We start from the raw sequence: 25,315 nt of genomic DNA, 5'->3' as shown, positions 1-25,315 counted from the left end.
CGCCACAGAGCGCTGTTCAAGCGACCGCGTCGCGGACGCAAAGCGTAAAGGGCCCCGAAGGGCCCTTTCGTCTGGTCGGCACGGGTGCCGCGCCGGCTTATCCCGAGATCTGGCTGCTGGCCGTGTGCACCGGCGCAAAGCGGTTCGTCTCGACCCACCGACGCACGCGCTCGGCATCGGCGATCCGGCTGAATTTGCCAGCCGAATCGAGGAACACCATGATCAGCTTGCGACCGGCGACACGCGCCTGCATCACGAGGCATTGACCCGCCTCGGAGATGTAACCCGTCTTCTGCAGACCGATGTCCCAGTCGGGGCTGCGCACCAGCCGGTTGGTGGTGTTGAACTGAAGCGTCCGGTTGCCGATCTCGACCTGGTACTCTGGCGAGGTCGTCAGGCTGCGCACCAGCGAATCCTGGGAGGCTACGGCGACCAGCAGAGCCAGATCCTGTGCCGTCGACTGGTTGCTGCTCGACAAGCCGGTCGGCTCGACGTAGCGGGTGTCCTTCATGCCGAGCATCCGCGCCTTGGCATTCATGACACTCACGAACGTGGCCAGGCCGCCGGGGTAGGTCCGACCAAGCGCATGGGCTGCACGGTTCTCGCTGGACATCAAAGCCAGGTGCAGCAATTCGCCGCGCGGCAGCGTGGTGCCAACGGCCAGACGGGAGCGGCTGAACTTCTCGGTGTCGACGTCGTCCTGGGTGATGGTGATCGGCTCGTCCATCGGCAGCTTGGCTTCGCTGATCAACAGGCCCGTCATGAGCTTGGTGATCGACGCGATGGGCAGCACGGCGTGGTCGTTCTTGCTCAGCAGCACTTCACGGGTGTCCTGATCCATCACCAGTGCCACGCTGGACTTGAGGTCCAGGGGGTCCTGCGAATGGTGCAGACCTGCAAGCTGCCCGAAGGACTGGCGAGGCGGCTCGGCGACGCGCACCACCGAGCGGCGCTGCACAGCGACCACCGTCTTGCCGCCGCTCTTTCGCACCGTGGCAATGACGTTGCGGCCGCCGCGCACGACGCGCTCTTCGGTGCGCGCCTTGGACGCCTTCGCAGGCTTGGCCGCCACTTTGCTGACCGCGGCCGGCTTCTTGGCTGCTGCCTGCTGCTTCTTGCCGTTGGCATGCGCGGCGGGCGTGAAAAAGGATGCTGCACAGAGCGCCACGGCCAGAAGGCGCAGGGCGGGCAGATACCGCTGTGAGGAAATTCGGGACAAAACAGGCTGCGCGGGGGCTTCGGCCATCAACTACTCCAGCGGCTTGGAAATCGACAAGGTGCCGCAGTCTATCGAATACAAAAAAGAGACGCAAATCAGTGACTTGCGCCTCCTTCTTCAAGCAAGCAGGAAAACGCCCGAAACTAGCCTTGCGCGGCCACGCGCTCAGTCTGGCTGTGCAGCTTGTTCAGGGCACTCAGATAGGCCTTGGCGGAGGCCACGACGATGTCGGGATCGGCGCCCACTCCGTTGACCACGCGCCCCGCATTCTGCAGCCGCACCGTCACTTCGCCCTGGCTTTCGGTCGAGCCGCTGATGGCATTGACCGAATACAGCACCATTTCGGCGCCGCTCTTCACATGCGACTCGATGGCCTTGAGCGAAGCATCAACCGGGCCATTGCCACCGGACTCGCCCACCACTTCCTTGCCATGGTCGACAAAGACGACGCGTGCATGAGGCTGCTCACCGGTCTCGCTGTGCTGGGAGAGCGAAACAAAGCTGAACTGCTCGTCAACGTTCGACTGCTGCTCCGCGCTGACAAGGGCCAGGATGTCTTCGTCGAAAATTTCGGCCTTGCGGTCCGCCAGTTCCTTGAAGCGCAGGAAAGCCGCGTTGAGGTCGGCTTCGCTGTCCATCGACACACCCAGATCCTGAAGACGCTGCTTGAAGGCATTGCGGCCACTGAGCTTGCCGAGCACGATCTTGTTGGCGGTCCAGCCCACGTCTTCGGCTCGCATGATCTCGTAGGTGTCGCGTGCCTTGAGCACGCCGTCCTGGTGAATGCCGGACGCATGGGCGAAGGCATTGGCACCGACGACGGCCTTGTTGGGCTGCACCACGAAACCGGTGGTCTGGCTCACCATGCGGCTGGCCGCCACGATGTGCTGGGTGTCGATGTTGAGCTGGAGGCCGAAATAGTCCTTGCGCGTCTTCACGGCCATCACGATCTCTTCGAGCGAGCAGTTGCCGGCGCGCTCACCCAGGCCGTTGATGGTGCATTCCACCTGCCGGGCGCCGCCGATCTTGACGCCGGCCAGCGAGTTGGCCACGGCCATGCCCAGGTCGTTGTGGCAATGGACGGACCAGATCGCCTTGTCACTGTTGGGAACGCGCTCACGCAGCGTCCTGATGAAGTTGCCGTACAACTCGGGCACTGCATATCCCACGGTGTCGGGCACATTGATCGTGGTCGCGCCTTCCGCAATGACTGTCTCCAGCACGCGGCACAGGAAATCCACGTCACTGCGATAGCCGTCCTCAGGGCTGAATTCCACATCAGCCACCTTGTTGCGAGCGAAGCGCACGGCCAGCTTGGCCTGCTCCAGGACCTGTTCTGGCGTCATCCGCAGCTTCTTCTCCATGTGCAGCGGCGACGTCGCGATGAAGGTGTGGATGCGGGCGCGGGCCGCGCCGGCCAGCGCGTCCGCGGCCCGCGAGATGTCGCGGTCGTTGGCACGCGACAGGCCGCAGACGGTCGAGTCCTTGATCGCGTTGGCGATCGCCTGCACCGCCTCGAAGTCGCCGTTGGAACTGGCCGGGAACCCGGCCTCGATCACGTCGACCTTGAGCCGCTCCAGCTGCCGCGCGATCCGCAGCTTCTCGTCACGCGTCATCGAGGCGCCGGGCGACTGCTCGCCGTCGCGCAAGGTGGTGTCGAAAATGATCAGCTGGTCGGTCATCGTGGGCTCCTTGTGGGCGTTGCGCTTTCAGGCCGTCGTCTCGGCGGCAACCGGCGATTGTGCCTGCTGCATCCCCGTGTTTCCGACACGCTGCATGCCCGAGACGATGGCCTTGAGCGCGGCGGCCGTGGTGTCGGCATCGATGCCGACGCCGAACACCGTGCGCGAGTCGCCCATGCGCATTTCCACATAGGCAACCGAGCGCGCGTCGGCGCCGGCGCCGATGGCATGCTGGTGGTAGTCCATCACGCGGATCGGCTGGCCGACGGCCTCAGCCACCGCCCGGCTGAAGGCATCGATGGGTCCGTTGCCCCGACCTTCGATCGCCACTGACTCACCGGCCCACATGAGTTCGCCGCGCAGCACGGTGAGCGCCTGATCGCCCTCGCCTTCCACGGACTGCACGCGCTGGCGCAGCCCCTGAGCGTTGTCCATGCGGTACTCGCGGCGGAAGATGCTCCAAAGGTCGGCCGCGCCCAGCTCCTTGCCTTCCACGTCCATCACCTGTTGCACCACCTGGCTGAATTCGATCTGCAGGCGGCGCGGCAACTCGAGGCCGTATTCGCTCTCGAGCAGGTACGAGATGCCGCCCTTGCCCGACTGGCTGTTCACGCGGATCACAGCCTCATAGCTGCGGCCCACGTCCTTCGGGTCGATGGGGAGGTAGGGGATGTCCCAGATGTCGCCGTCCTTGCGGGCCGCGAAGGCCTTCTTGATCGCATCCTGGTGCGAGCCCGAGAAGGAGGTGTAGACCAGGTCTCCCACGTAAGGGTGGCGCGGGTGCACGGGGATCTGGTTGCAGTGCTCGACCGTGGCGCGGATGTCGTCGATGTGCGAGAAGTCGAGGCCCGGTGGCACGCCTTGCGTGTAGAGGTTGAGCGCGACGTTCACGATGTCGAGGTTGCCGGTGCGCTCGCCATTGCCGAAGAGGCATCCCTCCAGACGGTCGGCACCAGCCATCACGGCGAACTCGGCGGCGGCCGTGCCGGTGCCGCGGTCGTTATGCGGGTGTGCGCAGAGCACGATGGCATCACGCCGCTCGAGGTTGCGATGCATCCACTCGATCATGTCCGCGAAGATGTTGGGCGTGGAATGCTCGACGGTCGACGGCAGGTTGACGATGCACTTGTGCTCGGGCGTCGGTGCCCAGACCGCGGTCACCGCATCGACCACACGCTTGGAGAAGGCCAGGTCGGTGCCCGAGAACATCTCGGGCGAATACTGGAAAGTCCACTGGGTGGCGGGCTGGCGCGCGGCCTGGTCCTTGAACATCCGCGCATGGGTCACGGCGAGTTCGACGATGCCGTATTCGTCGAGCCCCAGCACCACGCGGCGCATGACCGGCGCCACGGCGTTGTAGAGATGCACGATGGCCCGCGGGGCGCCCTGCAGCGACTCGAAGGTGCGCTCGATCAGGTGCTCGCGCGCCTGCGTCAACACCTGGATCGTCACGTCGTCGGGAATGCGGTCTTCCTCGATCAGCTTGCGCACGAAGTCGAACTCGGTCTGCGAGGCCGAGGGAAAGCCAACCTCGATCTCCTTGAAGCCGATGGCCACGAGCGTCTCGAACATGCGCATCTTGCGCTCGAGGTCCATCGGTTCGACCAAGGCCTGATTGCCGTCGCGCAAGTCGGTCGACAGCCAGATCGGCGCACGGGTGATGACGGCGTCGGGCCAGGTGCGGTCCTTGAGGCCGATCGGTTCGAAGGCGCGGTACTTGGTGTGAGGCTGCTGAAGCATGTCGATTTCTCTGCAAGAGGTTGGAACGGACCAGCAACCCCATAGACAAACGGCCCGTTGCTGGTGCAAACGGGCCGTGTCGAGGGTGTTTTGCGCGTGCGCCTTTACCTTCTCCGCCCGTCGGGGGAGACCAGTAGTAGCGCCAGGGCAAAAACGTTCATGAGGGTTGCGACTCTAACACAGGGCTTGATCATTCGTGCAAGCCGCGCTCGTCTGGCTCATCGGTGGAAATGCTGATCAGGCTTACCGGTCGGCCCTTGGTCTTGCGCCATGCATAGATCGCGTAGCCACTCAGGCCATAGAGCACGAAAAGGCAGAACAGCACGGTGGGCGGATGGATGTTGATCACCGCGATGCCCAGCGCAATCAGCACCAGCGTGGCGAAGGGCACGCTCTTGCGGATCTGCATGTCCTTGAAGCTGTAGAACGGCGCATTGGTCACCATCGACAGTCCCGCGTACAGCGTGAAGAAGAAGGTGATCCAGGTGATCTGCGTCCAGCTCAGGTACCAGACGTCGGCGCCGCGCCGACCCCAGTCGGTCATCAGCCAGATGAAGCCCGCCACCAGCGCTGCCGCTGCAGGCGAAGGCAGACCCTGGAACCAGCGCTTGTCGACCACACCCGTGTTGACGTTGAAGCGCGCCAGCCGCAGCGCCGCGCAGGCGCAGTACACGAAGGCAGCGATCCAGCCCCAGCGGCCCAGTCCCTTGAGCGACCATTCGTAGGCGATGAGCGCCGGCGCCGCGCCGAAGGACACCATGTCCGCCAGCGAGTCCATCTGCTCGCCGAAGGCGCTCTGGGTGTGCGTCATGCGTGCCACACGGCCATCCAGGCTGTCGAGCACCATGGCGCAGAACACGCCCACCGTGGCCAGGTCGAAGCGGCCGTTCATGGCCATGACGATGGCATAGAAGCCACCGAACAGCGCCGCCAGCGTGACCAGGTTGGGCAGTACGTAGATGCCCTTGCGGCGCTTGCGGATCGGCGCGTCGTTCAAGGGGGAATGGTCGTGCATGAGTTCGGCCTCCGGCCTGCCGGGAAACTTGGCAGTGTAGTCAATGACGTTGTCGCGTCCTGTGCAGTACCGAGGCTGCCGAAGGACATCGGTGCACACGCCATCGAGGGTGACGACAAAGAAAAAGGCCACCGCACGCGGTGGCCTTTGCGCCTGGCGGAGATGACCCGCCAAGGCCCGATCAGTTGCGGCTCTGATCGACCAGCTTGTTCTTGGCGATCCAGGGCATCATCGCGCGCAGTTGGCCGCCGACTTGCTCGATCGAGTGATCGGCGGTGTTGCGGCGGCGGGCCGTCATCGAGGGATAGTTCAGGCGGCCTTCCTGGATGAACATCTTGGCGTAGTCGCCGTTCTGGATGCGCTTGAGGGCGTTGCGCATGGCGGCGCGCGACTGCTCGTTGATCACCTCGGGGCCGGTCACGTACTCGCCGAACTCCGCGTTGTTGGAGATCGAATAGTTCATGTTGGCGATGCCGCCTTCATAGATCAGGTCGACGATCAGCTTGAGCTCGTGCAGGCACTCGAAGTAGGCCATCTCGGGCGCATAGCCGGCTTCGGTCAGCGTCTCGTAGCCCATCTTGATCAGCTCGACCGCGCCGCCGCACAGCACGGCCTGCTCGCCGAACAGGTCGGTCTCGGTCTCTTCCTTGAAGTTGGTCTCGATGATGCCGGCCTTGCCGCCGCCGTTGGCCATGGCGTAGCTCAGGGCCAGGTCACGGGCCTTGCCCGACTTGTCCTGGTGCACGGCCACGAGATGGGGCACGCCGCCACCCTGGGCATAGGTGGAACGCACGGTGTGGCCGGGGGCCTTGGGCGCCACCATCCACACGTCCAGATCGGCGCGGGGCACGACCTGATTGTAGTGCACATTGAAGCCGTGGGCGAAGGCCAGCGAGGCGCCTTCCTTGATGTTGGGCTCGACGTTGTTCTTGTAGACCTCGGCGATCTGCTCGTCGGGCAGCAGGATCATCACGACGTCGGCGGACTTCACGGCGTCATTGACTTCGAGGACGTTCAGGCCGGCCTTGCCGACCTTGTCCCACGAAGCGCCGCCCTTGCGCAGGCCGACCACGACCTTCACGCCGCTGTCGTTCAGGTTCTGTGCGTGCGCGTGGCCCTGCGAGCCGTAGCCGATGATGGCGACCGTCTTGCCCTTGATCAGGCTCAGGTCACAGTCCTTGTCGTAAAAAACTTTCATGTCTTCTCTCCGGTTGGATGATGCGTTTGCGATGCGTGGATGCCGTCCGTGCTGAGCCTGTCGAAGGGCTCATTGCAGTCCCGCAGGCCGGCTGGCTCGCGGGGCTTCGACAGGCTCGGACCGGACGGACAAGGACCGAGCCCCGATGTCGTCACACGCGCAGGATGCGCTCGCCGCGGCCGATGCCGCTCGGACCCGTTCGCACCGTCTCAAGGATGGCACTGCGGTCGATGGCGTCGAGGAAGGCGTCGTTCTTGCCGTGGTCGCCCGTGAGCTCGATGGTGTAGCTCTTGTCGGTCACGTCGATGATGCGGCCGCGGAAGATGTCGGCCATGCGCTTCATCTCCTCGCGCTCCTTGCCCACGGCGCGCACCTTCACCATCATGAGCTCGCGCTCGGTGTAGGCACCTTCGGTCAGGTCGACCACCTTGACCACCTCGATGAGGCGGTTGAGGTGCTTGGTGATCTGCTCGATCACGTCGTCCGAACCCTGGGTCTGGATGGTCATGCGCGACAGGCTCGGGTCTTCGGTGGGGGCCACCGTCAGCGACTCGATGTTGTAGCCGCGGGCCGAGAACAGCCCAACCACGCGGGAGAGTGCGCCGGGCTCGTTCTCGAGCAGCACGGCAATGATGTGCTTCATGATGTCGATTCCTCTTTTCGCCGCCCTCCCCTGCACACGGTAATGCGCAGGCTTGGCGGGCAATAGATTCGTCTGAAAGAAAGGGGAAGAAGGCGCCCGACCGGACACGCCGGCGACGCCCGGTACGTCAAAGGTCTTCGCTGCCCAGCAGCATCTCGGTGATGCCCTTGCCGGCCTGCACCATCGGGAACACGTTCTCGGTGGGGTCGGTGCGGAAGTCCATGAACACGGTGCGGTCCTTGAGCTTGCGGGCCTCACGCAGCGCGGGTTCGACGTCCTGCGGCCGCTCGATCAGCATGCCGACGTGGCCGTAGGCCTCGGCGAGCTTCACGAAGTTGGGCAGCGCGTCCATGTAGCTGTGGCTGTAGCGGCCGGAGTATTCGATCTCCTGCCACTGGCGCACCATGCCCAGGTAGCGGTTGTTCAGCGAGCAGATCTTGATCGGCGTGTTGTACTGCAGGCAGGTCGACAGCTCCTGGATGCACATCTGCACCGAGCCTTCACCGGTGATGGTGAAGACCTCCGCCTCCGGCTTGGCCAGCTTGATGCCCATGGCGTAGGGAATGCCCACGCCCATCGTGCCCAGGCCGCCGGAATTGATCCAGCGGCGCGGCTCGTCGAAACGGTAGTACTGCGCGGCCCACATCTGATGCTGGCCGACGTCGGAGCACACATAGGCCTCGACGTCCTTGGTCATGTTCCACAGCGTCTCGACGACGTACTGGGGCTTGATTACATCCTTGTTGTCGCGGTCGTACTTCAGGCAGTCGCGGCTGCGCCAGGTCTCGATCGTCTTCCACCAATCCGCCAACGCACCGCCGTCGGGCTTGGTGCCGCTCTCGCGGATCATCGAAATCAGCTCGGTCAGCACGTCCTTGACGTCGCCGACGATCGGCACATCCACCTTCACCCGCTTGGAGATGCTGGACGGGTCGATGTCGATGTGGATGATCTTGCGTTCGTTCTGCGCGAAGTGCTTGGGGTTGCCGATCACGCGGTCGTCGAAGCGCGCTCCGACGGCCAGCAGCACGTCGCAGTTCTGCATCGCGTTGTTGGCTTCGATGGTGCCGTGCATGCCAAGCATGCCCAGGAACTTGCGGTCGCTCGCCGGATAGGCGCCCAGGCCCATCAGCGTGTTGGTGACCGGATAGCCCAGCATGTCCACCAGCGTACGCAGTTCGTTGGTGGCATTGCCCAGCAGCACACCGCCGCCGGTGTAGATGTAAGGGCGCTTCGCCGTCAGCAGCAGTTGCAGCGCCTTGCGGATCTGACCGCCGTGACCCTTGCGCACGGGGTTGTACGAGCGCATCTCAATCTTGTCCGGGTAGCCGTGGTAGGCGACCTTCTTGAAGGACACGTCCTTGGGCACGTCCACCACCACCGGGCCGGGGCGGCCGCTGCGCGCGATGTGGAAGGCCTTCTTCATGGTCGCTGCCAGATCCTTGGGATCCTTGACCAGGAAGTTGTGCTTCACGATCGGCCGGGTGATGCCGACGGTGTCGCATTCCTGGAAGGCGTCCAGGCCGATGGCGGCCGTCGGCACTTGGCCAGCGACGATCACCATGGGGATCGAATCCATGTACGCCGTGGCAATGCCGGTGACGGCATTCGTCAGGCCGGGGCCGGACGTGACCAGCGCGACGCCCACGTCACCAGTGGCGCGGGCATAGCCGTCAGCGGCATGCACGGCGGCCTGCTCGTGACGCACCAGCACGTGCTGAATGGTGTCCTGCTTGTAGAGCGCGTCGTAGATGTAAAGAACGGCGCCACCGGGATAGCCCCAGATGTACTTCACGCCTTCGGCCTGCAGTGCCTTGATCAGCACTTCAGAGCCCATGAGTTCTTGAGGTTGGCCAGCCGCGACGGCGGCGCTCTCAGCCTTGGAGATTTCCATTTTGATGAACCTTCCGAGTTTTCGGGAACGAAAAACCTTGGGTGCCCCTTGCCAGCCCTTGTGGGGCCGCGTCAGGACTTGAGGCCAAAACCATGGGCGGACAGGTGAACCGCCGGACTTTGACCCGTTTGCCTTTTGATTGCGAATCGCGGATTATGACACCGCGTAGGACGAAAGCCAGCATCCAACTGGCCGATGCAATAATCAAATCGTCTGCCGGCGTGTGTTTGTCACAGCCTCCTGCCGGCACCCTGCAGTCGCTCCACCTCTCGCGCCCTACGGCAACCCGCGCTTGGCCACCGAACAAGAACTCTCAGACTTCCTCAAGAGCGTCGAGAAGCGTGCATTCAAACGCTCGCTCTACCACGTTCGCGACGAAGAGGCTGCTTTGGACATCGTGCAGGACAGCATGATGAAGCTGGCAGAGCACTACGGTGACAAACCGCCGGCCGAACTGCCGATGCTTTTTCAGCGCATCCTGTCGAACTGCACGCTCGACTGGTTCCGGCGTCAGAAGACGCGACGTGCGCTGTTTTCCAACCTGAGCGACTTCGAGGGCGTTGATGATGACGCCGGCGACTTCGACCTGCTCGCCAGCTTCAATGGCGACTTGGATACGCGCGAAACCGAAAGCGCGGAAGACGTCACGCGGCGCACCCAGATTTTTCATCAGATCGAATCCGAGATCGCGGCACTCCCCATTCGTCAACGAGAAGCTTTCCTGTTGCGTTACTGGGAGGAGATGGATGTGTCCGAGACAGCCGCCGCAATGGGTTGCTCAGAAGGCAGCGTCAAGACGCACTGCTCCCGGGCCATCCAGGCACTCAGCCGCGCCCTCAAGGCGAAAGGGTTTCTGCCGCCATGACTTCGACACGCACCTCCGCCACCTCCACACCGGAAGACCTGTTCGGCCGGGCCATCGCTGCCCGGCTCAACGCAGGCGTCCACACCGTGCCGCACGACATCAGTGAGCGCCTGAGGGCAGCTCGTATGCAGGCACTCGCCCAACGAAAGCGCGAGCTGACGCATACGGTCGTGGTCGACAGCGGGGGCAGCGCCCTGCTTGGCGGGCGAGGATGGTGGCAGCGCGCGCTGGCCGTTGTGCCATTGCTTCTGCTGACGTTCGGGCTTCTCACGATTGGCCTCACACAGGAAGAGCGCCGCACAGCCGAATTGGCAGAGGTCGACGCCGCCCTGCTGACCGACGATCTACCGCCCGCTGCATACACCGACCCGGGCTTTGCCCAGTTCCTGAAGGCCAACGCGGCCGCTGCGCACCAGTGATGGAGGTCTTAATGACCGTCCTGGCAACACCCCAACCTTGCTCCAGCCCTGGGTTTGGATTGGCCGCCGCGTTGCTCAAGCGCAACGTCCTGGCGGTGACCCTGGCGCTCACGGCGGTCGGCGCATACCCGTTGGCCGTACACGCGGGCGAGCCCAGTGCAGTCGCCCCGCAGGCCAGACCCGCCACATCGTCGCGCAGTGGCCCGCGGTGGACCACGCTGACCAAGGCGCAGCAGCAGGCACTTGCACCTCTCGCCCCGCACTGGAACACCTTGAGCGATGCCCAGCGCCGCAAGTGGATCGCCTTGTCGCGCAACTTCGACCGGATCGGTACGGCCGAGCAGGCAAAACTGCATGCACGCATGACCGACTGGGCCGCGCTGAGTCCGCGCGAGCGCGCGTTGGCCCGGCTGAATTTCGCAGAAGTCCGCAATCTGGCACCGGCCGATCAGCTGAAGGCCAAATGGGAGGCCTACCAGGCACTGAGCGAAGACGAGCGCCGGAAGCTGGCTGAAAGCGCTGGCGGCCGCAGCATCGGCGCGGCGCCTGCAGCACGGCCCGTGCCCGCCGACAAATTGGTGCCGGTGCCTGCCGCTGCCTTTCAACAGCCGCATGGCGGGCCTCGCATCCAGATCACGCCCTCGCCGGGGCCCGAAGTCGCCAACGCAGCGCCGGTGGGCGATAGCGTGGGTGCCCCGTCAGGCAACGGCGCACTGCCTGGCCGGCAAGCTTCTGAGCCGACTGCCACGGCGCCGTAGTCCGCGTGTCCGACAATAGGGCATGCCTTCGTTGCACCCCCGGGCTTCATCCTCTCCCGCCGATCTTCAACCACCGTCGACCGCAGCCGGCACACCCGGGATCTGGCGACGCATGGCCTGCTGGCTGTATGAAGGCCTGCTCCTCTTTGCGGTGGTCTTCGTCGCTGGCTGGCTTTTCAGCACGCTGGGCCAGATGCGGGACGCCATGGACACCCGCCGACCGCTTTTTCAAGCGTTTCTATTCGTGGTGTTCGGGATCTACTTCACCGTGTTCTGGTCACGAGGCCAGACCTTGGCCATGAAGACCTGGAAGTTGCGGCTGGTCGACCGGCAGGGCCGCACGCCATCCCAAGGCCGGGCGCTGGTTCGCTACCTGCTCAGCTGGGTGTGGTTCCTGCCGCCGCTTGCGGCGATCCATGCCCTTCCCTTCAAAGTCAGCGGTGGCGAAGTCACCGTTCTGCTGACGGGCTGGGTGCTCGTCTGGGCACTCCTGGCGCGCTTTCATCCTCAACAACAGTTCTGGCACGACGCGTGGGCAGGCACCCGCATCGTCGATGCCACTTCTCCTCCCCGATGAGCACTCCCGACCCCACCCTGCATGCCAATCCGCAGAAGGCGCGCAAGGGTCTCGATCGTCTTTGGCATGCCACCCTGTATTCCCTCCACGGCCTGAAGGCAGGGTGGGATGAACCGGCTTTCAGGATGGAAGCATGTCTTGCGATCGTCCTTGTGCCGCTGGCATTCGTGGTGGGGCAGAGCTGGGTTGAGACGGCGCTGCTGATCGCTGGCGTGGCACTCCTCATGATCGTGGAATTGCTCAACACGGCGGTCGAAGCCGCCATCGATCGGATTGGACCCGAGTGGCACGACCTGTCGAAGCGTGCCAAGGACATGGGCAGCGCCGCCGTGTTCATCACCAGCCTGCTGACGGGTGGCATTTGGCTTGCCGCCCTTTGGCAACGTTTTCTGGCCTGAACGCGGAGCCCAGCACGATGAGTCACCCTGCCACCTTTTCCGTCTGCGTGTACTGCGGCTCCCGTCCGGGAACGCGGCCGGAATATCTGCAGTCCGCCGAAGCCACGGGTCGTTGGATCGGCAAGAACGGTGGTCAGTTGGTCTACGGTGGCGGGCGCACCGGCTTGATGGGCGCCGTGGCGGAGGCCACCCGGCTTGCCGGTGGCCGCGTGGTCGGCATCATTCCCAAGGCGCTGGTCGACAAGGAACTGGCCAACACGCTGTGCGACGAACTGCACGTGGTCGACACCATGCATGAGCGCAAGGCCATGATGGCCGAGCGTGCACACGCCTTCCTGGCATTGCCGGGCGGCATCGGCACCTTCGAGGAACTTTTCGAGATGTGGACTTGGCGCCAGCTCGGCTACCACGACAAGCCGATCGGGCTGCTCAACGTCGCGGGCTACTACGACGGATTGTTGGCCTTTGCCGACCAGAGCATCCAGGCCGGCCTGATGAACGATTGGCAGCTGGGCCTGATCGAATCGGGTTCAAGCCTGGAGCCGCTCCTGGAGAAGCTGCGGCAACAAGCCCCCGTGGATCGCCGCGCCCCCTTGCTGAACCAGAACATCTGACGAGTCCGGCGGCCGTTGTGCCGCCAATGGGCGTGGTTCGATACGCAGGTCGGAGGCCGTCAGACGGCGCTCTCGTCTTCCTCGCCAGTGCGAATCCGCACCACGCGCTCGACCTCGGTCACAAAGATCTTGCCATCGCCGATCTTGCCCGTGCGCGCGGCCGTCACGATCGCGTCCACGCAGTTCTCGACATCGGCGTCGGCCACCACCACTTCGACCTTCATCTTCGGCAGGAAATCCACCACGTACTCTGCGCCGCGGTAGAGCTCGGTGTGACCCTTTTGCCGACCGAAGCCTTTCACCTCGGTCACCGTCAGCCCCGAAACACCCACCTGACCCAGCGCCTCGCGCACGTCGTCGAGCTTGAAGGGTTTGACGATGGCGGTGATCTGCTTCATGGCGATGTTCCTGAGTGAGGTTGGATGCGAAAGGCCGCAGGGACAGCGGGACCGACCGACCGGTGAGAGAGCGCTGCCAATGCCAGGAAATTATGTCATTCGACCAGAGCCCAAGCGCGCCGGGCGACCGGCTGCTACGCTCGCCGATCCATGCCTCCGACCTCCCAGACTGCCTCCCGAGGGATTGCCGCCGCATATAGGCGCGCCAGCCAGAGTGCCACCATGCTGTTGGTGTTCACGACCTTGATGTGGGGATGCAATGCCGTGGCCGCACGGCTCGCGGTAGGCAACATCTCGCCCATGATGCTGACCACCGCGCGCTGGACGATCTGCTGCGTGGCACTGTGGTTGACGGCTCGGCACGCCATTGCGCACCACTGGCGAACCGTGGCCCGGTCTTGGCGGCTGGTCGCCGTGATGGGCACGGCGGGCTTCACGGCCTTCAACGCCCTGTTCTACGCCGCGGCCCACCATACCTCGGCCATCAACATCGCCATCATCCAGGGCACGATCCCGGTGCTGGTACTGATCGGAAGCTTCGTGTTCGCGGGCCGGCGTTTCAGGGCAATGCAGGCACTGGGCGTGGCCGTCACCCTGGCAGGCTGCGCCGTCGTGGCCTCCAGAGGACAGTTCCACGTTTTGGCCACGCTCGACTTCAATGTTGGCGACGTCTGGATGCTTCTGGCCAGCTTGTTCTATGCGGGCTACATGCTGGGACTGACCCGCCGCCCGCCCGTGCCGCCCATCGTCTTTTTTGCGGCGGCCGCGGGCGTCGCGGCCCTGACTTCGCTGCCCCTGCTGGCTTTCGAGATCGCCACAGATCGATTTTTCGCGCCCACGCCCACAGGCTGGGCGTTGATGCTCTTCGTCGGGCTGCTGCCTTCGTTCGTGTCGCAGATCACCTTCATCCAGGCTGTCTCGCTGATCGGGCCTGAACGCGCGGGCGTCTTCGTCAACCTGACGCCGATCTTCGGACCATTGCTGGCAGTGCTGGTGCTGAGCGAGCCGCTGCATGCCTTCCACCTCGTGGCCCTCGCGCTCGTGCTAGGCGGCATCTGGATCGCCGAGCGCCGACGGCGCCCAGCGGGCGCGGAGTGAGGCCGCCATGACTCGCACTTCGTTGGAATTCAGGATCGTCCCCGACCCGCAGCGGATCGATGCGGACGCGTGGAACGCCCTGCACGCCCGGCAGGCCGCTCCCACGCCCTTCATGCGTCACGAATATCTCGCCGCGCTGCATGCGAGCGGCAGCGCGACCGAACAGACGGGTTGGACGCCCGCCTTTGCCACACTGTGGCGGGGCAGTGAGCTGGTGGGCGCGTGTCCGCTTTACCTCAAGTCGCATTCCTATGGCGAGTACGTCTTCGACTGGGCCTGGGCCAATGCATACGAGCAGCATGGGTTGCGCTACTACCCCAAGGCGCTTGTGGCCGTTCCTTTCACGCCAGTGCCCGGCGCCCGGCTGATGGCGGTCGACGCGCCCACGCGCCTCGCGCTCGTCCAGTCGCTGATGGCATGGGCTTCGGACAACGATCTGTCGTCCCTGCACCTGTTGTTCGGCCAAGAAGAGGACATCGCCGCCTGTGAAGCCGCAGGGCTCATGCTGCGGCACACCGTGCAATTCCACTGGGAGAACATGCATCCGGCGTCGAAGGATTCGGCACTCCCCTATCGGGACTTCGACGATTTCCTTGCGGCCCTCAATCAGGAGAAGCGCAAGAAGATCCGGCAGGAACGCCGCAAGGTCGCCGAGAGCGGCGTGCGCTTTCGTTGGGCGCGTGGCGCGGACATCCGCGGCACCGACTGGGACTTCTTCTATCGCTGCTATGCGCGCACATACCGGGAGCACGGCAACCCGCCCTACCTGACCCGGGACTTCTTTCATCGCATGGCGACCCAATTGCCCGATGCCTGGCTGCTCTTCGTGGCAGAACGCGAGGGCCGCCCCATGGCCTGCAGCCTGATCGGCCTGGGCGCCGATGCCGCGGGGCGTGGCATTGCCTATGGACGCTACTGGGGTGCCCTGGAGCGGGTCGACTGCCTGCATTTCGAGGCCTGCTATTACCAGCCCATCGAGTGGTGCATCGCGAATCAGGTGCATCGCTTCGAGGGCGGCGCCCAGGGCGAGCACAAGATGGCCCGGGCGCTGATGCCCGTCAAGACCAGCAGTGCCCACTGGCTGGCCCATCCGGCGTTCGCGGATGCGGTGGAGCGCTTTCTCGAGCGTGAAGACGTAGGTGTGTCGGCCTATCTGTCGGAACTTGGCGAGCGCAGCCCCTTCCGGACCTGACTGCTGCGCTCCACGCATTCGCAGGCGCATTGCTGCGCCACGTCAGCCCCGCCACACGCGTCGGCGGCTAAGCTCGGTCGATGACCGACCCAGCCACTGTTGCCTCCACTCCGGGGGCTAGGACCCGCCACGCCTTGTGGGAGGATGCGCTGGCCATCGCCAGCGGCACCCTGCTCATCTCGATGGGCGTGGCGCTGTTCACCACGGCCGGGCTGCTGACAGGCGGCACCGCCGGCATCGCCTTTCTCCTGCACTACGGCAGCGGGGCCAGCTTTGGCACGTTGTTCTTCCTGCTCAATCTGCCCTTCTACTGGCTGGCCTGGCGCAAGCTGGGTCTTGCGTTCACGGTCAAGACTTTCCTGGCAGTCGCGTCGCTGTCCTCGCTGAGCGTGTGGCAGCCAACACTCCTCCACTTCGACCGCCTGCAGCCGCTGTATGCCGCGCTCGCGGGCGGGCTGGTGACCGGCACCGGCTTCCTGATCCTGTTCCGGCACCGCTGCAGCCTGGGCGGCATCGGCATCCTCGCGATCTGGCTGCAGGAGAAGAAGGGCTGGCGTGCAGGCCAAGTGCAGATGGCGTTCGATTGCCTCATCGTTGCCACCGCTTTTGCACTGGTGGAGCCCCAGCGGGTGATGCTGTCCATTGCCGGTGCCGTCGCCCTCAACGCAGTGCTGGCCATCAACCACAAGCCCGGACGCTACCTGGGCTTCTGACCTGCACCGCGCCGGCGGCGCCGTGCGCACATAAAAAAAGCCCGCCAAGGCGGGCTGGGAAGCGCAATCCGCAGGGCGGATTACTTCTTGTATGCGGCGATACCGTCTGTGATTTCCTTGTGGGCGGCCTCAATGCCGTCCCAACCCAGCACCTTGACCCACTTGCCCGCTTCCAGGTCCTTGTAGTGCTCGAAGAAATGGCTGATGGCCTTCAGGCGCATCTGGTTCACATCATCCACCGTCTTCCAGTGGCTGTAGATCGGCAGGATCTTGTCGGTGGGCACGGCCAGCACCTTGCCATCGATCCCTGCTTCGTCTTCCATCTTCAGGATGCCGAGCGCACGGCACTTGACCACCACACCCGGCATCAGCGGATAGGGCGTGACCACCAGAACATCCACCGGGTCGCCATCGCCCGACAGCGTCTGGGGCACGTAACCGTAGTTGGTGGGGTAGTACATCGCCGTGGTCATGAAGCGGTCGACGAAGATCGCACCGGTTTCCTTGTCCACTTCGTACTTGATCGGGTCGGCGTTCATCGGGATCTCGATGACGACGTGGAATTCTTCAGGGGCCTTGGGGCCCGGGGGGATTTTGTCGAAGGACATGGCTTGTCTTTGGTTGGTATGGCGTTCGCCCCGGGGCTCGGGGCAAACCCCGAGTTTAGCCAGCGGGCCGACACGAGCCTGACAGCGGCGCACTTTGCCTGTAAATTCAGTGCGTTGGCCAATCAATGCGCGGCACGTTCCGCACCAGCATCGAGGAAGCAACGCGGCGGCAGTTGGGCCCGGCGCGTTGTGGCAGGGTCCCAGCTGGCGTCTTCACAACCACATGGAGACGGCAATGAGTGGCAACTTCCCTTTGTATGCGGTGATCGCCTGCGGGCTGATCGCCGTCGTCTATGGCATCTGGGCGCGAAGCTGGATTCTTTCCCGCGATCCAGGCAATGCACGCATGCAGGAGATCGCAGCCGCGATCCAGGCGGGCGCCTCGGCCTACCTCGCCAAGCAGTACACCGCCATCGGCATCGTGGGCGCAGCGCTCGCCGTGCTCATCGCGCTCTTTCTCGACATCCTGACAGCCGCGGGCTTCGTGATCGGCGCGGTGCTGTCTGGTGCCTGTGGCTTCATCGGCATGAACGTGTCGGTGCGTGCCAACGTGCGCACGGCGCAGGCGGCGGCACAGGGCATCGGCCCCGCACTGCAAGTGGCGTTCCGGGGCGGCGCCATCACCGGCATGCTCGTCGTTGGGCTGGGCCTGCTGGGCGTGGCAGGCTTCTATGCCTTCCTGGGAGCGGGCACGGCGACGCCGCAAGCACTCAATCCCTTGATCGGCTTTGCTTTCGGCTCCTCGCTCATCTCGATCTTTGCGCGCTTGGGCGGTGGCATCTTCACCAAGGGTGCCGACGTCGGGGCTGACCTCGTCGGCAAGGTCGAAGCCGGCATCCCAGAGGACGATCCGCGCAACCCCGCCGTGATCGCCGACAACGTCGGCGACAACGTCGGCGACTGCGCCGGGATGGCGGCCGACCTGTTCGAGACCTACGCCGTCACGCTGATCGCGACCATGGTGCTGGGCGCACTGATGGTCACGGCAGCACCGGCGAATGCCGTGCTCTATCCGCTGGCTCTGGGCGGCGTCTCGATCCTCGCGTCCATCGTCGGCTGCTTCTTCGTCAAGGCTTCACCCGGCATGACCAATGTGATGCCGGCGCTCTACCGCGGGCTGGCGGTCGCAGGCGTGCTGTCGCTCATCGCCTTCTGGTTCGTCACATCCTGGCTCATGCCCGACAACGCGGTGGTCGCGGCCGGCAGCCAGATGCGCCTGTTCGGCGCCTGCTTCGTGGGCCTTGCGCTCACGGCCGCGTTGGTGTGGATCACCGAGTACTACACGGGGACGCAGTACAAACCGGTGCAGCACGTCGCGCAGGCCTCCACCACCGGCCATGGGACGAACATCATTGCCGGACTTGGGGTGTCGATGCGCTCGACCGCCTGGCCCGTGATCTTCGTCTGCGCCGCAATCATCGCCGCCTACACGCTGGCCGGCCTCTATGGTGTGGCAGTCGCCGCGACGTCGATGTTGTCGATGGCCGGCATCGTCGTGGCACTGGATGCCTACGGGCCCATCACCGACAACGCCGGCGGCATTGCGGAGATGGCGGAACTGCCCTCGGCCGTGCGCGACGTGACGGATCCGCTGGACGCCGTCGGCAACACGACCAAGGCCGTGACCAAGGGCTACGCCATCGGCTCTGCAGGGCTCGCCGCGCTGGTGCTGTTTGCGGACTACACGCACAAGCTCGAAAGCTACGGTCAGGCCATCGACTTCAACCTGTCCGATCCGATGGTCATCGTCGGCCTGTTCATCGGCGGCCTGATTCCCTACCTCTTCGGCGCGATGGCCATGGAGGCTGTGGGACGAGCGGCTGGCGCCGTGGTCGAGGAAGTCCGCCGCCAGTTCCGCACCATCCCCGGCATCATGGACGGCACGGGCAAGCCCGAATATGGCAAGGCGGTTGGCATGCTCACCAGCGCGGCCATCAAGGAGATGATGATCCCGTCGCTGCTCCCGGTGCTGGTGCCCATCTTGGTGGGCCTGGTCCTGGGTCCCAAGGCGCTGGGGGGCCTGCTGATGGGCACCATCGTCACCGGCCTGTTCGTCGCGATCTCGATGTGCACCGGCGGCGGCGCCTGGGACAACGCCAAGAAGTACATCGAGGACGGCCATTTCGGCGGCAAGGGCAGCGAGGCGCACAAGGCGGCCGTCACGGGCGACACGGTCGGCGATCCCTACAAGGACACCGCCGGCCCGGCCGTCAACCCGCTGATCAAGATCATCAACATCGTGGCGCTGCTCATCGTGCCGCTGGTGGTTCAGTTCCATGCACCGCAGCCCGGGCTAACGACCGGCAATGGCGATTCCGCCGTCAGCCGTGTGGCGCAGGCGCCCCTCACCGCCACAAGCCCCGTGGCACGCGGGCGCTGAACGTCAGCGCAGCGCCACCGCTCGCACCAGGCGGGTGGCCGGGCCGACCAGGGCCGTGAGGTCGGCCTCGCGCCCCTCCTCCACGGCATGCAGCACCAGTTCGTGGATGCCGCCGACGACCGTCATGCCCATCTCTCGATCCAGAGGCTTTCCCTGCGCATCGGGTACAGCGGCGCAGATGAAGTCGACGATGGCCCGATGGACGCGGCGACGCACCGCGAGCCCCTCAAGGCCGAGGCCGAGGATTTCCACGAACAGCGTTCGCAGGAGCACGGGATCGGCCGCCAGGCACTCCAGATAGGCGCGCACGGCGCCCTCGATCTGTGCCTGCCAAGGCCGATCCGCATCGACCGCTTCGGCCAGCACACCGAGCGCCACGCCGCTCGCGGTCTCATAGAGCGCCAGAAGACATGCAGTCTTGCCGGAGAAATGTTCGTAGAACGTACGCCGCGACACTGCGGCCTCGCGCACGATGTCGGCAATGGACGTCTGCGTGTAGCCGCGCGCTGCAACAGCCCGGGCCATGCCTTGCAGCAGGCGCTCGCGGTGGCCGACATCGGGAATCTTCGTATCGGCTGCGACTGACGTGTTCATGCAAGAGGGGTGGACCAAGGCAAGGTGAAACGGCGATCGTACAAAACCACACCGTTGATGCTGCCGCGGTACGTGGGCGTACCAAAACGTTGGACAATGGGCGTGGTACGCTGACGTACCACGTCCAGAAAGGCGAATTTCCTATGAGCCAGCTCGTGATCCGACGACTGTTGATCGACCTCGAAACCCCGTTCGAACGTCAGTGGTGCGCGGGCAATGCGTTCCGGACGGCCTTCTTCAATGCGCTGTCGATGAGCTTTCCATTCGGGGAACAGTTTTTCATCGACGCCGTTCGCGGCGCCGTACCGATGCTGTCGGAGGACGCCCAACAGCAATGGCAAGCGGAAGTCCGCGGGTTCATTGGACAGGAAGCCACCCACCGCCGGATTCATGCCTTGTTCAACGGCCAGCTCTCCCGCCAGGGCCTGGACGACCATTGGACGCCTCGCGTGACGCGCCGGAGGAAGCTGTTGGAGGACCAGGACCCGCGGCATGCCCTGGCGATCACCGCCGCCACGGAACATTTCACGGCGATCTTTGCGGACTGGCTGCTACGCCATCCTCAAACACTGCAGGGCGTCGAGCCTCGGTTGCGCACGATGTGGATGTGGCACGCCGCCGAAGAGTCGGAGCACAAATGCACCGCCTTCGACCTGTACCGCGCCGTGGGCGGCTCCGAGAAATGGCGGCGACGCTGGATGCGCCGCGTCACCACCCTTTTCCTGTCTGACCTGCTGCGTCAAACCGTGAGCAACCTCCGGCACGAAAAACAGCTGTGGAAGCGTTCGACCTGGCGGGACGCCTGGCAAACCTTGATGAATCGCGACGGCCTGCTGCGCAGCAATGTCGGCGCGTGGCGCGCGTACTTCCGCCCGGAATTTCACCCGTCGGAGCAGGAGAGCACCCTGGCGCAGCAGTGGCTGGACGCCAATCGCGGAAGCTACACGCCCGTCGGCGCGAATTGACGTCGGCCAAACGACGAAGGCGGGTCGCGCCCGCCTTTCATCGTTCGGGAACCCGTGCCGTCACCCTGGCACGCCCCCGTGTGGAGGAATCAGTTCAGCCGCCGCCCTTGAGCGTGGCTTCCAGCTCCTTGCAAGAAGGCGCGCAGACGGGCTGCGCCTTGCCCAGCACCCGCTTCGTCTGCATCAAGGAACGCGGACGGTGTTTGCCGCACAGGAAGCACGACATGGTTGCACCGCTGAAAGAGGACGATGCCTTGAAGGGAGAACCGGGAGTCTTGGACTTGTAGCGCAGCCCAGCCTCGTCCATGGTCGTCTTGACATCAGAGCTGGCCATCAGCGCCTCCCTGTTGAACGAACACGCCGCGGACGGCAGAGAGAAGTGGGGAGTACATGCACGGCATGTCGTGATTTTCGGCGATTTCCGGTTTTCTGGTTTGACGAGGGACATTATCCCCGCGAGCGCTGGGGCGGCGCGGGGACGACGCCTCCTCCACAATGGGGGCATGCAACTGAATTTCATCGCCAATGAGCATGCCGCGTCGGCGAGCGGCCGCGTGATTCCCGTTCTGGATCCCTCCGACGGCCAGGCTTTCGACGAATTGCAACGCAGTGATGCTCGCGACATCGATGCCGCCGTGCAGGCCGCGCGCGCCTGCTACGAGGGCGCGTGGGCCCGGCTTTCTGCCGCAGACCGCGGGCGCCTGCTGTACCGCCTGTCCTTGAAGGTCGCTGAACATGCGGACGAACTGACCGCGCTGGAGCAGCGCGACTGCGGCAAGCCGACAAAGCAGGCCCGTGCGGACGCGCTGGCGCTGGCCCGGTACTTCGAGTTCTATGCCGGCGCCTGCGACAAGTTCCATGGTGAAACCATTCCCTACCTGGACGGCTACAGCGTCATGACCTGGCGCGAGCCGCATGGCGTGACCGGCCACGTGATCCCTTGGAACTACCCCATGCAGATCTTTGGCCGCAGCGTGGGCGGCGCACTGGCGGCGGGCAACTGCTGCGTGGTCAAGCCGGCCGAAGACGCCTGTCTGTCGCTCATCCGCGTGGCGCAACTGGCGGCAGAGGTGGGCTTTCCGGCCGGTGCGATCAACATCGTCACTGGCTACGGCCATGAAGTGGGCGATGCGCTGGCGCGCCACCCGGGCATCGACCACATCAGCTTCACCGGCAGCCCCCGCGTCGGTACGCTGATCCAGCAGGTCGCCGCCGAACGGCACTGTCCGGTCACGCTCGAATTGGGTGGCAAGAGCCCGCAGATCGTGTTCGCCGACGCCGACCTGGATGCGGCCGTGCCGGTGCTCATCAATGCGATCGTGCAGAACTCCGGCCAGACGTGCTCGGCCGGTTCGCGCGTGCTGATCGAAGGCAGCATCTACGAGTCGCTGCTTGACCGCCTTGGCGCCGCCTTCGAGAAATTGCGCGTCGGCCCCGCGGCGATGGACCTGGACCTCGGCCCGCTGATCCGCCAGAGCCAGCAGCAGCGCGTATGGGATTTCCTCTCCGACGCGCAGACCGCCGGCATTCCCATGGTGGCCCAAGGACAGGTCGTCGACGAAGCGCCCGAGTCGGGCTTCTATCAGGCGCCCACGCTCCTGCGAGACGTCCCCGTGGACCATCGCGTCGCGCAGGAAGAGGTCTTCGGGCCCGTGCTCGCCGCGATGCGCTTCGACGGCGACGACGAGGCCGTGCGACTGGCAAACGCCACCCAGTTCGGCCTGGTGGCCGGCGTGTGGACGCGTGACGGCTCGCGTCAGTTCCGCATGGCCAAACGGCTGCACAGCGGACAGGTGTTCATCAACAACTATGGAGCAGGCGGTGGGGTCGAACTGCCGTTCGGCGGCGTGAAGTCATCGGGCTATGGCCGCGAAAAGGGTTTCGAGGCGCTCTACGGCTTCACCACTATGAAGACGGTCGCCATCCGCCACGGCTGATACGCCGGGTAAGGCTCAGCCGAGTGCGGTGTCCAGCAGCATCATCAACACGAATCCCACCATCAGCCCGCCTGTCGCGAAGGCTTCATGGCCCTTGCGATGAGACTCCGGGATGATCTCGTGGCTGATGACGAACAGCATCGCACCAGCTGCAAAGCCCAGTCCCCAGGGCAGCAGAAGCGCCGAATGCTCGACCACGGCGGCGCCGAGCACGGCGCCCACGGGCTCCACGAGCCCTGACGCCATGCCGAGCGACACGGCGATTCCGCGTCCGTAGCCTGCCGCCAGCAGCGCCACGGCGACGACGAGGCCTTCCGGCACGTCCTGGATCGCAATGCCCGTGGCAAGGGCGTTGGCCCGCAACCCATCGTTGCCCGCATAGCCGACGCCGATGGCCAGCCCCTCGGGCAGGTTGTGCAACGCGATGGCGATCACGAACAGCCAGGTTCGCCGAAGGGTGCGGACAGCATCCGTATCGCGCCCTTCCCGCCCTTTGATGAAATGCTCGTGAGGCAGCAGCTTTTCCATTGCCATCAGCGCGGCCGCCCCCATCAGGATCGCGGCGCCGATCACCCCGCCCGACGACCAACGGCCACCACCAAACAGCGCCTGCTCCTTGGCAACCTCCAGTCCGGGCAGGATGAGCGAGAAGGCACATGCCGCCAGCATGACGCCAGCACCGAAACCGAAGAGCGTGTCCTGCACCCTCTCAGAGAGGCGTTGTGAGAAGAGCACCGGCAGCGTGCCGAGGGCGGTGGCAAGCGCGGCGACTGATCCGCCCACCAGCGCCTGTCGCACCACGTCGCTGCTTTCCACCAGAGACCAGAACTGGCCCAGCAGGACCAGCACACCCACCCCCATGATCGCCAGGCCCAGCCAGCGCCGGGCGGTACGTGGTTGCCCGCGTGGCGCACGCCAGACAACGGTATCGGGGTCGTTCATGGTCGGTCCTTCGGTTGCATCGTCGTTCCGGCGCGCCGATGACTCGCGCCTTCAGGGCTCGAGCGACGTGAGTGAACCATCGGCCTGGAAGCCGCGTTGTAGTCCGGACGCCGGTCGCGCTACCAGCGGACTCGGAGGTCTTGTCGCTCCTGCGTCATCGCGCATCGTCCCGAGGTGCCTGGCGCCGAGGTTTAACGCAGGGGCCGACCCCACGTCGTGCTCGAAACCATCCCATCGATAAACTGACGCATCCCTGCCGTTCCGGCCGGACATCCTCCTCCCACTTCCATGGCCCCCCGCGTGATCCCCCTGGTCGACCAGCGCCGCGACGCGCCCCTGCCCGTGCTGGGCGATGCCGACGCGCTGGGCGATGGCGTCCTGCAAGACCGACGGCGACGGCCTCTGACCGACCTGCGCATCAGCGTGACCGACCGCTGCAACTTTCGTTGCAGCTACTGCATGCCCAAGGAGGTGTTCGACAAGAACCACGCCTACCTTCCGCATTCGGCGCTGCTGAGCTTCGAAGAGATCACCCGGCTCGCCCGCGTCTTCGTCGCCCAGGGTGTGCGCAAGATCCGCCTGACCGGCGGGGAGCCGCTGCTGCGCAAGAACATCGAGCATCTGATCGAGCAACTGTCCGCACTGCGCACCCCCGACGGGTCGCCGCTGGACCTCACGCTCACCACCAATGGTTCGCTGCTCGCGCGCAAGGCGCGGGCACTGAAGGCTGCCGGCCTTCAGCGCGTCACCGTCAGCCTCGACGCGCTGGACGATGCCATCTTCCGCCGGATGAACGACATGGACTTCCCGGTTGCCGACGTGCTGGCCGGCATCGACGCCGCGCATGAAGCAGGGCTGGGCCCGATCAAGGTCAACATGGTGGTCAAGCGCGGCACCAACGAGCAGGAGATCCTGCCGATGGCGCGCCACTTCCGGCAACGGCACGGCGGCAGCGTGGTGCTGCGCTTCATCGAATACATGGACGTCGGTGCCACCAACGGCTGGCGCATGGACGAGGTGATGCCGTCGGCCGAGGTGGTGGCGCGTATTGCCACCGACTTTCCGCTGCGGCCCCTGGTGGCCAGCGCGCCGGGCGAGACCGCGCAGCGCTGGGCCTATGCCGACGGTCGTGGCGAGATCGGCGTCATCAGCAGTGTCACCCGGGCCTTCTGCAGCGACTGCAGCCGGCTCCGTCTGTCGACCGAAGGCCGCGTCTACCTGTGCCTGTTCGCCACGCAAGGTCACGACCTGCGGCAGTTGCTGCGTGGCGGAGCCGATGACGAGGCCCTGGCCCGCACCATTCGCGGCATCTGGACGCAGCGCGACGACCGCTATTCCGAGTTGCGCGCGGGCCGTCAGGCCGACCGTGCAGCCGACGGGTCCGCGCCCCGACGCGTCGAGATGAGTTACATCGGCGGTTGACCCTGCGCTGCGGTCGCCGCGCAGACGACGTGACCCTGCGCGAA

The 25,315-nt window shown here is 65.0% G+C and carries 25 protein-coding genes; 13 read left to right on the top strand and 12 right to left on the bottom strand.

Annotated elements, in window-relative coordinates; genetic code table 11:
• Nucleotides 1-97 precede the first annotated feature (97 nt).
• From BXA03_RS04385 to BXA03_RS04355, 7 genes are all read right to left on the bottom strand, one after another.
• Entirely contained in the window at nucleotides 98-1,246 is a 1,149-nt protein-coding gene (locus BXA03_RS04385) for a serine hydrolase (RefSeq protein WP_076504267.1), read from the bottom strand.
• 116 nt (nucleotides 1,247-1,362) lie between these two features.
• Nucleotides 1,363-2,901: a 2-isopropylmalate synthase gene (locus BXA03_RS04380; protein ID WP_076504264.1), complete on the bottom strand. Its 1,539-nt coding sequence runs from the start codon at nucleotides 2,899-2,901 to the stop codon at nucleotides 1,363-1,365.
• A 27-nt stretch (nucleotides 2,902-2,928) separates the two neighbouring features.
• Complete coding sequence (gene leuA / locus BXA03_RS04375) at nucleotides 2,929-4,641, bottom strand: 2-isopropylmalate synthase (protein ID WP_076504261.1); 1,713 nt, start codon at nucleotides 4,639-4,641, stop codon at nucleotides 2,929-2,931.
• Between the two features lie 190 nt (nucleotides 4,642-4,831).
• On the bottom strand, nucleotides 4,832-5,656 hold the full coding sequence (gene pssA, locus BXA03_RS04370; RefSeq protein ID WP_076504843.1) for a CDP-diacylglycerol--serine O-phosphatidyltransferase: 825 nt from the start codon (nucleotides 5,654-5,656) through the stop codon (nucleotides 4,832-4,834).
• Nucleotides 5,657-5,837: 181 nt separating this feature from the next.
• The gene (ilvC, locus tag BXA03_RS04365; RefSeq protein ID WP_076504258.1) at nucleotides 5,838-6,854 is read right to left on the bottom strand and encodes a ketol-acid reductoisomerase; all 1,017 of its coding nucleotides are present in this window, start codon (nucleotides 6,852-6,854) and stop codon (nucleotides 5,838-5,840) included.
• A 151-nt stretch (nucleotides 6,855-7,005) separates the two neighbouring features.
• Nucleotides 7,006-7,497, bottom strand: coding sequence for an acetolactate synthase small subunit (ilvN, locus tag BXA03_RS04360; protein ID WP_017759053.1), 492 nt, complete (start codon nucleotides 7,495-7,497; stop codon nucleotides 7,006-7,008).
• 127 nt (nucleotides 7,498-7,624) lie between these two features.
• Nucleotides 7,625-9,391, bottom strand: coding sequence for an acetolactate synthase 3 catalytic subunit (locus tag BXA03_RS04355; RefSeq protein ID WP_076504255.1), 1,767 nt, complete (start codon nucleotides 9,389-9,391; stop codon nucleotides 7,625-7,627).
• A gap of 292 nt (nucleotides 9,392-9,683) precedes the next feature.
• Here BXA03_RS04355 and BXA03_RS04350 point away from each other — a divergent pair, with 292 nt between their 5' ends.
• The 6 genes from BXA03_RS04350 to BXA03_RS04325 are packed head-to-tail and all read left to right on the top strand — an operon-like array spanning nucleotide 9,684 to nucleotide 13,022.
• On the top strand, nucleotides 9,684-10,256 hold the full coding sequence (locus tag BXA03_RS04350; protein WP_076504252.1) for an RNA polymerase sigma factor: 573 nt from the start codon (nucleotides 9,684-9,686) through the stop codon (nucleotides 10,254-10,256).
• The gene (locus tag BXA03_RS04345) at nucleotides 10,253-10,675 is read left to right on the top strand and encodes a DUF3619 family protein (RefSeq protein WP_076504249.1); all 423 of its coding nucleotides are present in this window, start codon (nucleotides 10,253-10,255) and stop codon (nucleotides 10,673-10,675) included. Before BXA03_RS04350 ends, BXA03_RS04345 begins: the two co-directional genes overlap by 4 nt.
• Nucleotides 10,676-10,686: 11 nt before the next feature.
• Complete coding sequence (locus tag BXA03_RS04340; protein WP_076504246.1) at nucleotides 10,687-11,433, top strand: DUF3106 domain-containing protein; 747 nt, start codon at nucleotides 10,687-10,689, stop codon at nucleotides 11,431-11,433.
• Between the two features lie 22 nt (nucleotides 11,434-11,455).
• A complete protein-coding gene (locus BXA03_RS04335) occupies nucleotides 11,456-12,010 on the top strand; it encodes an RDD family protein (RefSeq protein ID WP_076504243.1) in 555 nt (184 codons plus the stop codon).
• The gene (locus tag BXA03_RS04330) at nucleotides 12,007-12,408 is read left to right on the top strand and encodes a diacylglycerol kinase (protein WP_076504240.1); all 402 of its coding nucleotides are present in this window, start codon (nucleotides 12,007-12,009) and stop codon (nucleotides 12,406-12,408) included. Before BXA03_RS04335 ends, BXA03_RS04330 begins: the two co-directional genes overlap by 4 nt.
• A gap of 17 nt (nucleotides 12,409-12,425) precedes the next feature.
• Nucleotides 12,426-13,022, top strand: a complete 597-nt coding sequence (locus BXA03_RS04325) for an LOG family protein (protein ID WP_076504237.1) — start codon at nucleotides 12,426-12,428, stop codon at nucleotides 13,020-13,022.
• A 59-nt stretch (nucleotides 13,023-13,081) separates the two neighbouring features.
• On the opposite strand, the gene BXA03_RS04320 is transcribed toward BXA03_RS04325, so the two are convergent.
• Complete coding sequence (locus tag BXA03_RS04320; protein WP_076504234.1) at nucleotides 13,082-13,420, bottom strand: P-II family nitrogen regulator; 339 nt, start codon at nucleotides 13,418-13,420, stop codon at nucleotides 13,082-13,084.
• 222 nt (nucleotides 13,421-13,642) lie between these two features.
• Between BXA03_RS04320 and BXA03_RS04315 the strand changes: the two genes are divergently transcribed.
• The 3 genes from BXA03_RS04315 to BXA03_RS04305 all read left to right on the top strand — a co-directional run bounded on the left by BXA03_RS04315 (nucleotide 13,643) and on the right by BXA03_RS04305 (nucleotide 16,423).
• Nucleotides 13,643-14,518: a DMT family transporter gene (locus BXA03_RS04315; RefSeq protein WP_200803329.1), complete on the top strand. Its 876-nt coding sequence runs from the start codon at nucleotides 13,643-13,645 to the stop codon at nucleotides 14,516-14,518.
• Between the two features lie 7 nt (nucleotides 14,519-14,525).
• Nucleotides 14,526-15,710 carry a GNAT family N-acetyltransferase gene (locus BXA03_RS04310; protein WP_076504228.1) on the top strand — a complete coding sequence of 395 codons (1,185 nt, stop codon included), beginning with the start codon at nucleotides 14,526-14,528 and terminating at the stop codon, nucleotides 15,708-15,710.
• An 80-nt stretch (nucleotides 15,711-15,790) separates the two neighbouring features.
• Entirely contained in the window at nucleotides 15,791-16,423 is a 633-nt protein-coding gene (locus BXA03_RS04305; protein WP_076504225.1) for a YitT family protein, read from the top strand.
• 80 nt (nucleotides 16,424-16,503) lie between these two features.
• On the opposite strand, the gene ppa is transcribed toward BXA03_RS04305, so the two are convergent.
• Entirely contained in the window at nucleotides 16,504-17,031 is a 528-nt protein-coding gene (gene ppa / locus BXA03_RS04300; protein ID WP_076504222.1) for an inorganic diphosphatase, read from the bottom strand.
• Between the two features lie 235 nt (nucleotides 17,032-17,266).
• Between ppa and BXA03_RS04295 the strand changes: the two genes are divergently transcribed.
• Nucleotides 17,267-19,411 (top strand): sodium-translocating pyrophosphatase, encoded by a 2,145-nt coding sequence (locus tag BXA03_RS04295; protein ID WP_076504219.1) that lies wholly within the window; start codon nucleotides 17,267-17,269, stop codon nucleotides 19,409-19,411.
• A 3-nt stretch (nucleotides 19,412-19,414) separates the two neighbouring features.
• Here the strand turns inward: BXA03_RS04295 and BXA03_RS04290 are convergent, their stop codons facing one another.
• A complete protein-coding gene (locus BXA03_RS04290; protein WP_076504216.1) occupies nucleotides 19,415-20,005 on the bottom strand; it encodes a TetR/AcrR family transcriptional regulator in 591 nt (196 codons plus the stop codon).
• Between the two features lie 143 nt (nucleotides 20,006-20,148).
• On the opposite strand from BXA03_RS04290, the gene BXA03_RS04285 reads away from it, so the two are divergent.
• Complete coding sequence (locus tag BXA03_RS04285; RefSeq protein WP_076504213.1) at nucleotides 20,149-20,970, top strand: metal-dependent hydrolase; 822 nt, start codon at nucleotides 20,149-20,151, stop codon at nucleotides 20,968-20,970.
• A 94-nt stretch (nucleotides 20,971-21,064) separates the two neighbouring features.
• On the opposite strand, the gene BXA03_RS04280 is transcribed toward BXA03_RS04285, so the two are convergent.
• Nucleotides 21,065-21,304, bottom strand: a complete 240-nt coding sequence (locus tag BXA03_RS04280; RefSeq protein WP_017757288.1) for a hypothetical protein — start codon at nucleotides 21,302-21,304, stop codon at nucleotides 21,065-21,067.
• A gap of 169 nt (nucleotides 21,305-21,473) precedes the next feature.
• Between BXA03_RS04280 and BXA03_RS04275 the strand changes: the two genes are divergently transcribed.
• Entirely contained in the window at nucleotides 21,474-22,907 is a 1,434-nt protein-coding gene (locus BXA03_RS04275; protein ID WP_076504210.1) for an aldehyde dehydrogenase family protein, read from the top strand.
• Between the two features lie 15 nt (nucleotides 22,908-22,922).
• Here BXA03_RS04275 and BXA03_RS04270 read toward each other — a convergent pair whose 3' ends face one another.
• On the bottom strand, nucleotides 22,923-23,849 hold the full coding sequence (locus tag BXA03_RS04270; RefSeq protein ID WP_076504207.1) for a ZIP family metal transporter: 927 nt from the start codon (nucleotides 23,847-23,849) through the stop codon (nucleotides 22,923-22,925).
• A 288-nt stretch (nucleotides 23,850-24,137) separates the two neighbouring features.
• Between BXA03_RS04270 and moaA the strand changes: the two genes are divergently transcribed.
• The gene (moaA, locus tag BXA03_RS04265) at nucleotides 24,138-25,271 is read left to right on the top strand and encodes a GTP 3',8-cyclase MoaA (protein WP_076504204.1); all 1,134 of its coding nucleotides are present in this window, start codon (nucleotides 24,138-24,140) and stop codon (nucleotides 25,269-25,271) included.
• The last annotated feature ends 44 nt before the right edge of the window (nucleotides 25,272-25,315 follow it).

Origin of the sequence: Pseudacidovorax sp. RU35E (assembly GCF_900156165.1) — a bacterium.
Lineage (GTDB): Bacteria > Pseudomonadota > Gammaproteobacteria > Burkholderiales > Burkholderiaceae_C > Xenophilus.
The sequence above is the reverse complement of the archived record's forward strand: the minus strand, read 5'-3'. Positions and strand labels throughout refer to the sequence as shown.

Coding starts and splice junctions, on each gene's coding strand:
- BXA03_RS04385 (WP_076504267.1), bottom strand. CDS start 1,246: ATGGCCGAAGCCCCCGCGCAGCCTGTTTTGTCCCGAATTTCCTCACAG.
- BXA03_RS04380 (WP_076504264.1), bottom strand. CDS start 2,901: ATGACCGACCAGCTGATCATTTTCGACACCACCTTGCGCGACGGCGAG.
- leuA (WP_076504261.1), bottom strand. CDS start 4,641: ATGCTTCAGCAGCCTCACACCAAGTACCGCGCCTTCGAACCGATCGGC.
- pssA (WP_076504843.1), bottom strand. CDS start 5,656: ATGCACGACCATTCCCCCTTGAACGACGCGCCGATCCGCAAGCGCCGC.
- ilvC (WP_076504258.1), bottom strand. CDS start 6,854: ATGAAAGTTTTTTACGACAAGGACTGTGACCTGAGCCTGATCAAGGGC.
- ilvN (WP_017759053.1), bottom strand. CDS start 7,497: ATGAAGCACATCATTGCCGTGCTGCTCGAGAACGAGCCCGGCGCACTC.
- BXA03_RS04355 (WP_076504255.1), bottom strand. CDS start 9,391: ATGGAAATCTCCAAGGCTGAGAGCGCCGCCGTCGCGGCTGGCCAACCT.
- BXA03_RS04345 (WP_076504249.1), top strand. CDS start 10,253: ATGACTTCGACACGCACCTCCGCCACCTCCACACCGGAAGACCTGTTC.
- BXA03_RS04340 (WP_076504246.1), top strand. CDS start 10,687: ATGACCGTCCTGGCAACACCCCAACCTTGCTCCAGCCCTGGGTTTGGA.
- BXA03_RS04335 (WP_076504243.1), top strand. CDS start 11,456: ATGCCTTCGTTGCACCCCCGGGCTTCATCCTCTCCCGCCGATCTTCAA.
- BXA03_RS04330 (WP_076504240.1), top strand. CDS start 12,007: ATGAGCACTCCCGACCCCACCCTGCATGCCAATCCGCAGAAGGCGCGC.
- BXA03_RS04325 (WP_076504237.1), top strand. CDS start 12,426: ATGAGTCACCCTGCCACCTTTTCCGTCTGCGTGTACTGCGGCTCCCGT.
- BXA03_RS04320 (WP_076504234.1), bottom strand. CDS start 13,420: ATGAAGCAGATCACCGCCATCGTCAAACCCTTCAAGCTCGACGACGTG.
- BXA03_RS04315 (WP_200803329.1), top strand. CDS start 13,643: ATGCTGTTGGTGTTCACGACCTTGATGTGGGGATGCAATGCCGTGGCC.
- BXA03_RS04310 (WP_076504228.1), top strand. CDS start 14,526: ATGACTCGCACTTCGTTGGAATTCAGGATCGTCCCCGACCCGCAGCGG.
- BXA03_RS04305 (WP_076504225.1), top strand. CDS start 15,791: ATGACCGACCCAGCCACTGTTGCCTCCACTCCGGGGGCTAGGACCCGC.
- ppa (WP_076504222.1), bottom strand. CDS start 17,031: ATGTCCTTCGACAAAATCCCCCCGGGCCCCAAGGCCCCTGAAGAATTC.
- BXA03_RS04295 (WP_076504219.1), top strand. CDS start 17,267: ATGAGTGGCAACTTCCCTTTGTATGCGGTGATCGCCTGCGGGCTGATC.
- BXA03_RS04290 (WP_076504216.1), bottom strand. CDS start 20,005: ATGAACACGTCAGTCGCAGCCGATACGAAGATTCCCGATGTCGGCCAC.
- BXA03_RS04285 (WP_076504213.1), top strand. CDS start 20,149: ATGAGCCAGCTCGTGATCCGACGACTGTTGATCGACCTCGAAACCCCG.
- BXA03_RS04280 (WP_017757288.1), bottom strand. CDS start 21,304: ATGGCCAGCTCTGATGTCAAGACGACCATGGACGAGGCTGGGCTGCGC.
- BXA03_RS04275 (WP_076504210.1), top strand. CDS start 21,474: ATGCAACTGAATTTCATCGCCAATGAGCATGCCGCGTCGGCGAGCGGC.
- BXA03_RS04270 (WP_076504207.1), bottom strand. CDS start 23,849: ATGAACGACCCCGATACCGTTGTCTGGCGTGCGCCACGCGGGCAACCA.
- moaA (WP_076504204.1), top strand. CDS start 24,138: ATGGCCCCCCGCGTGATCCCCCTGGTCGACCAGCGCCGCGACGCGCCC.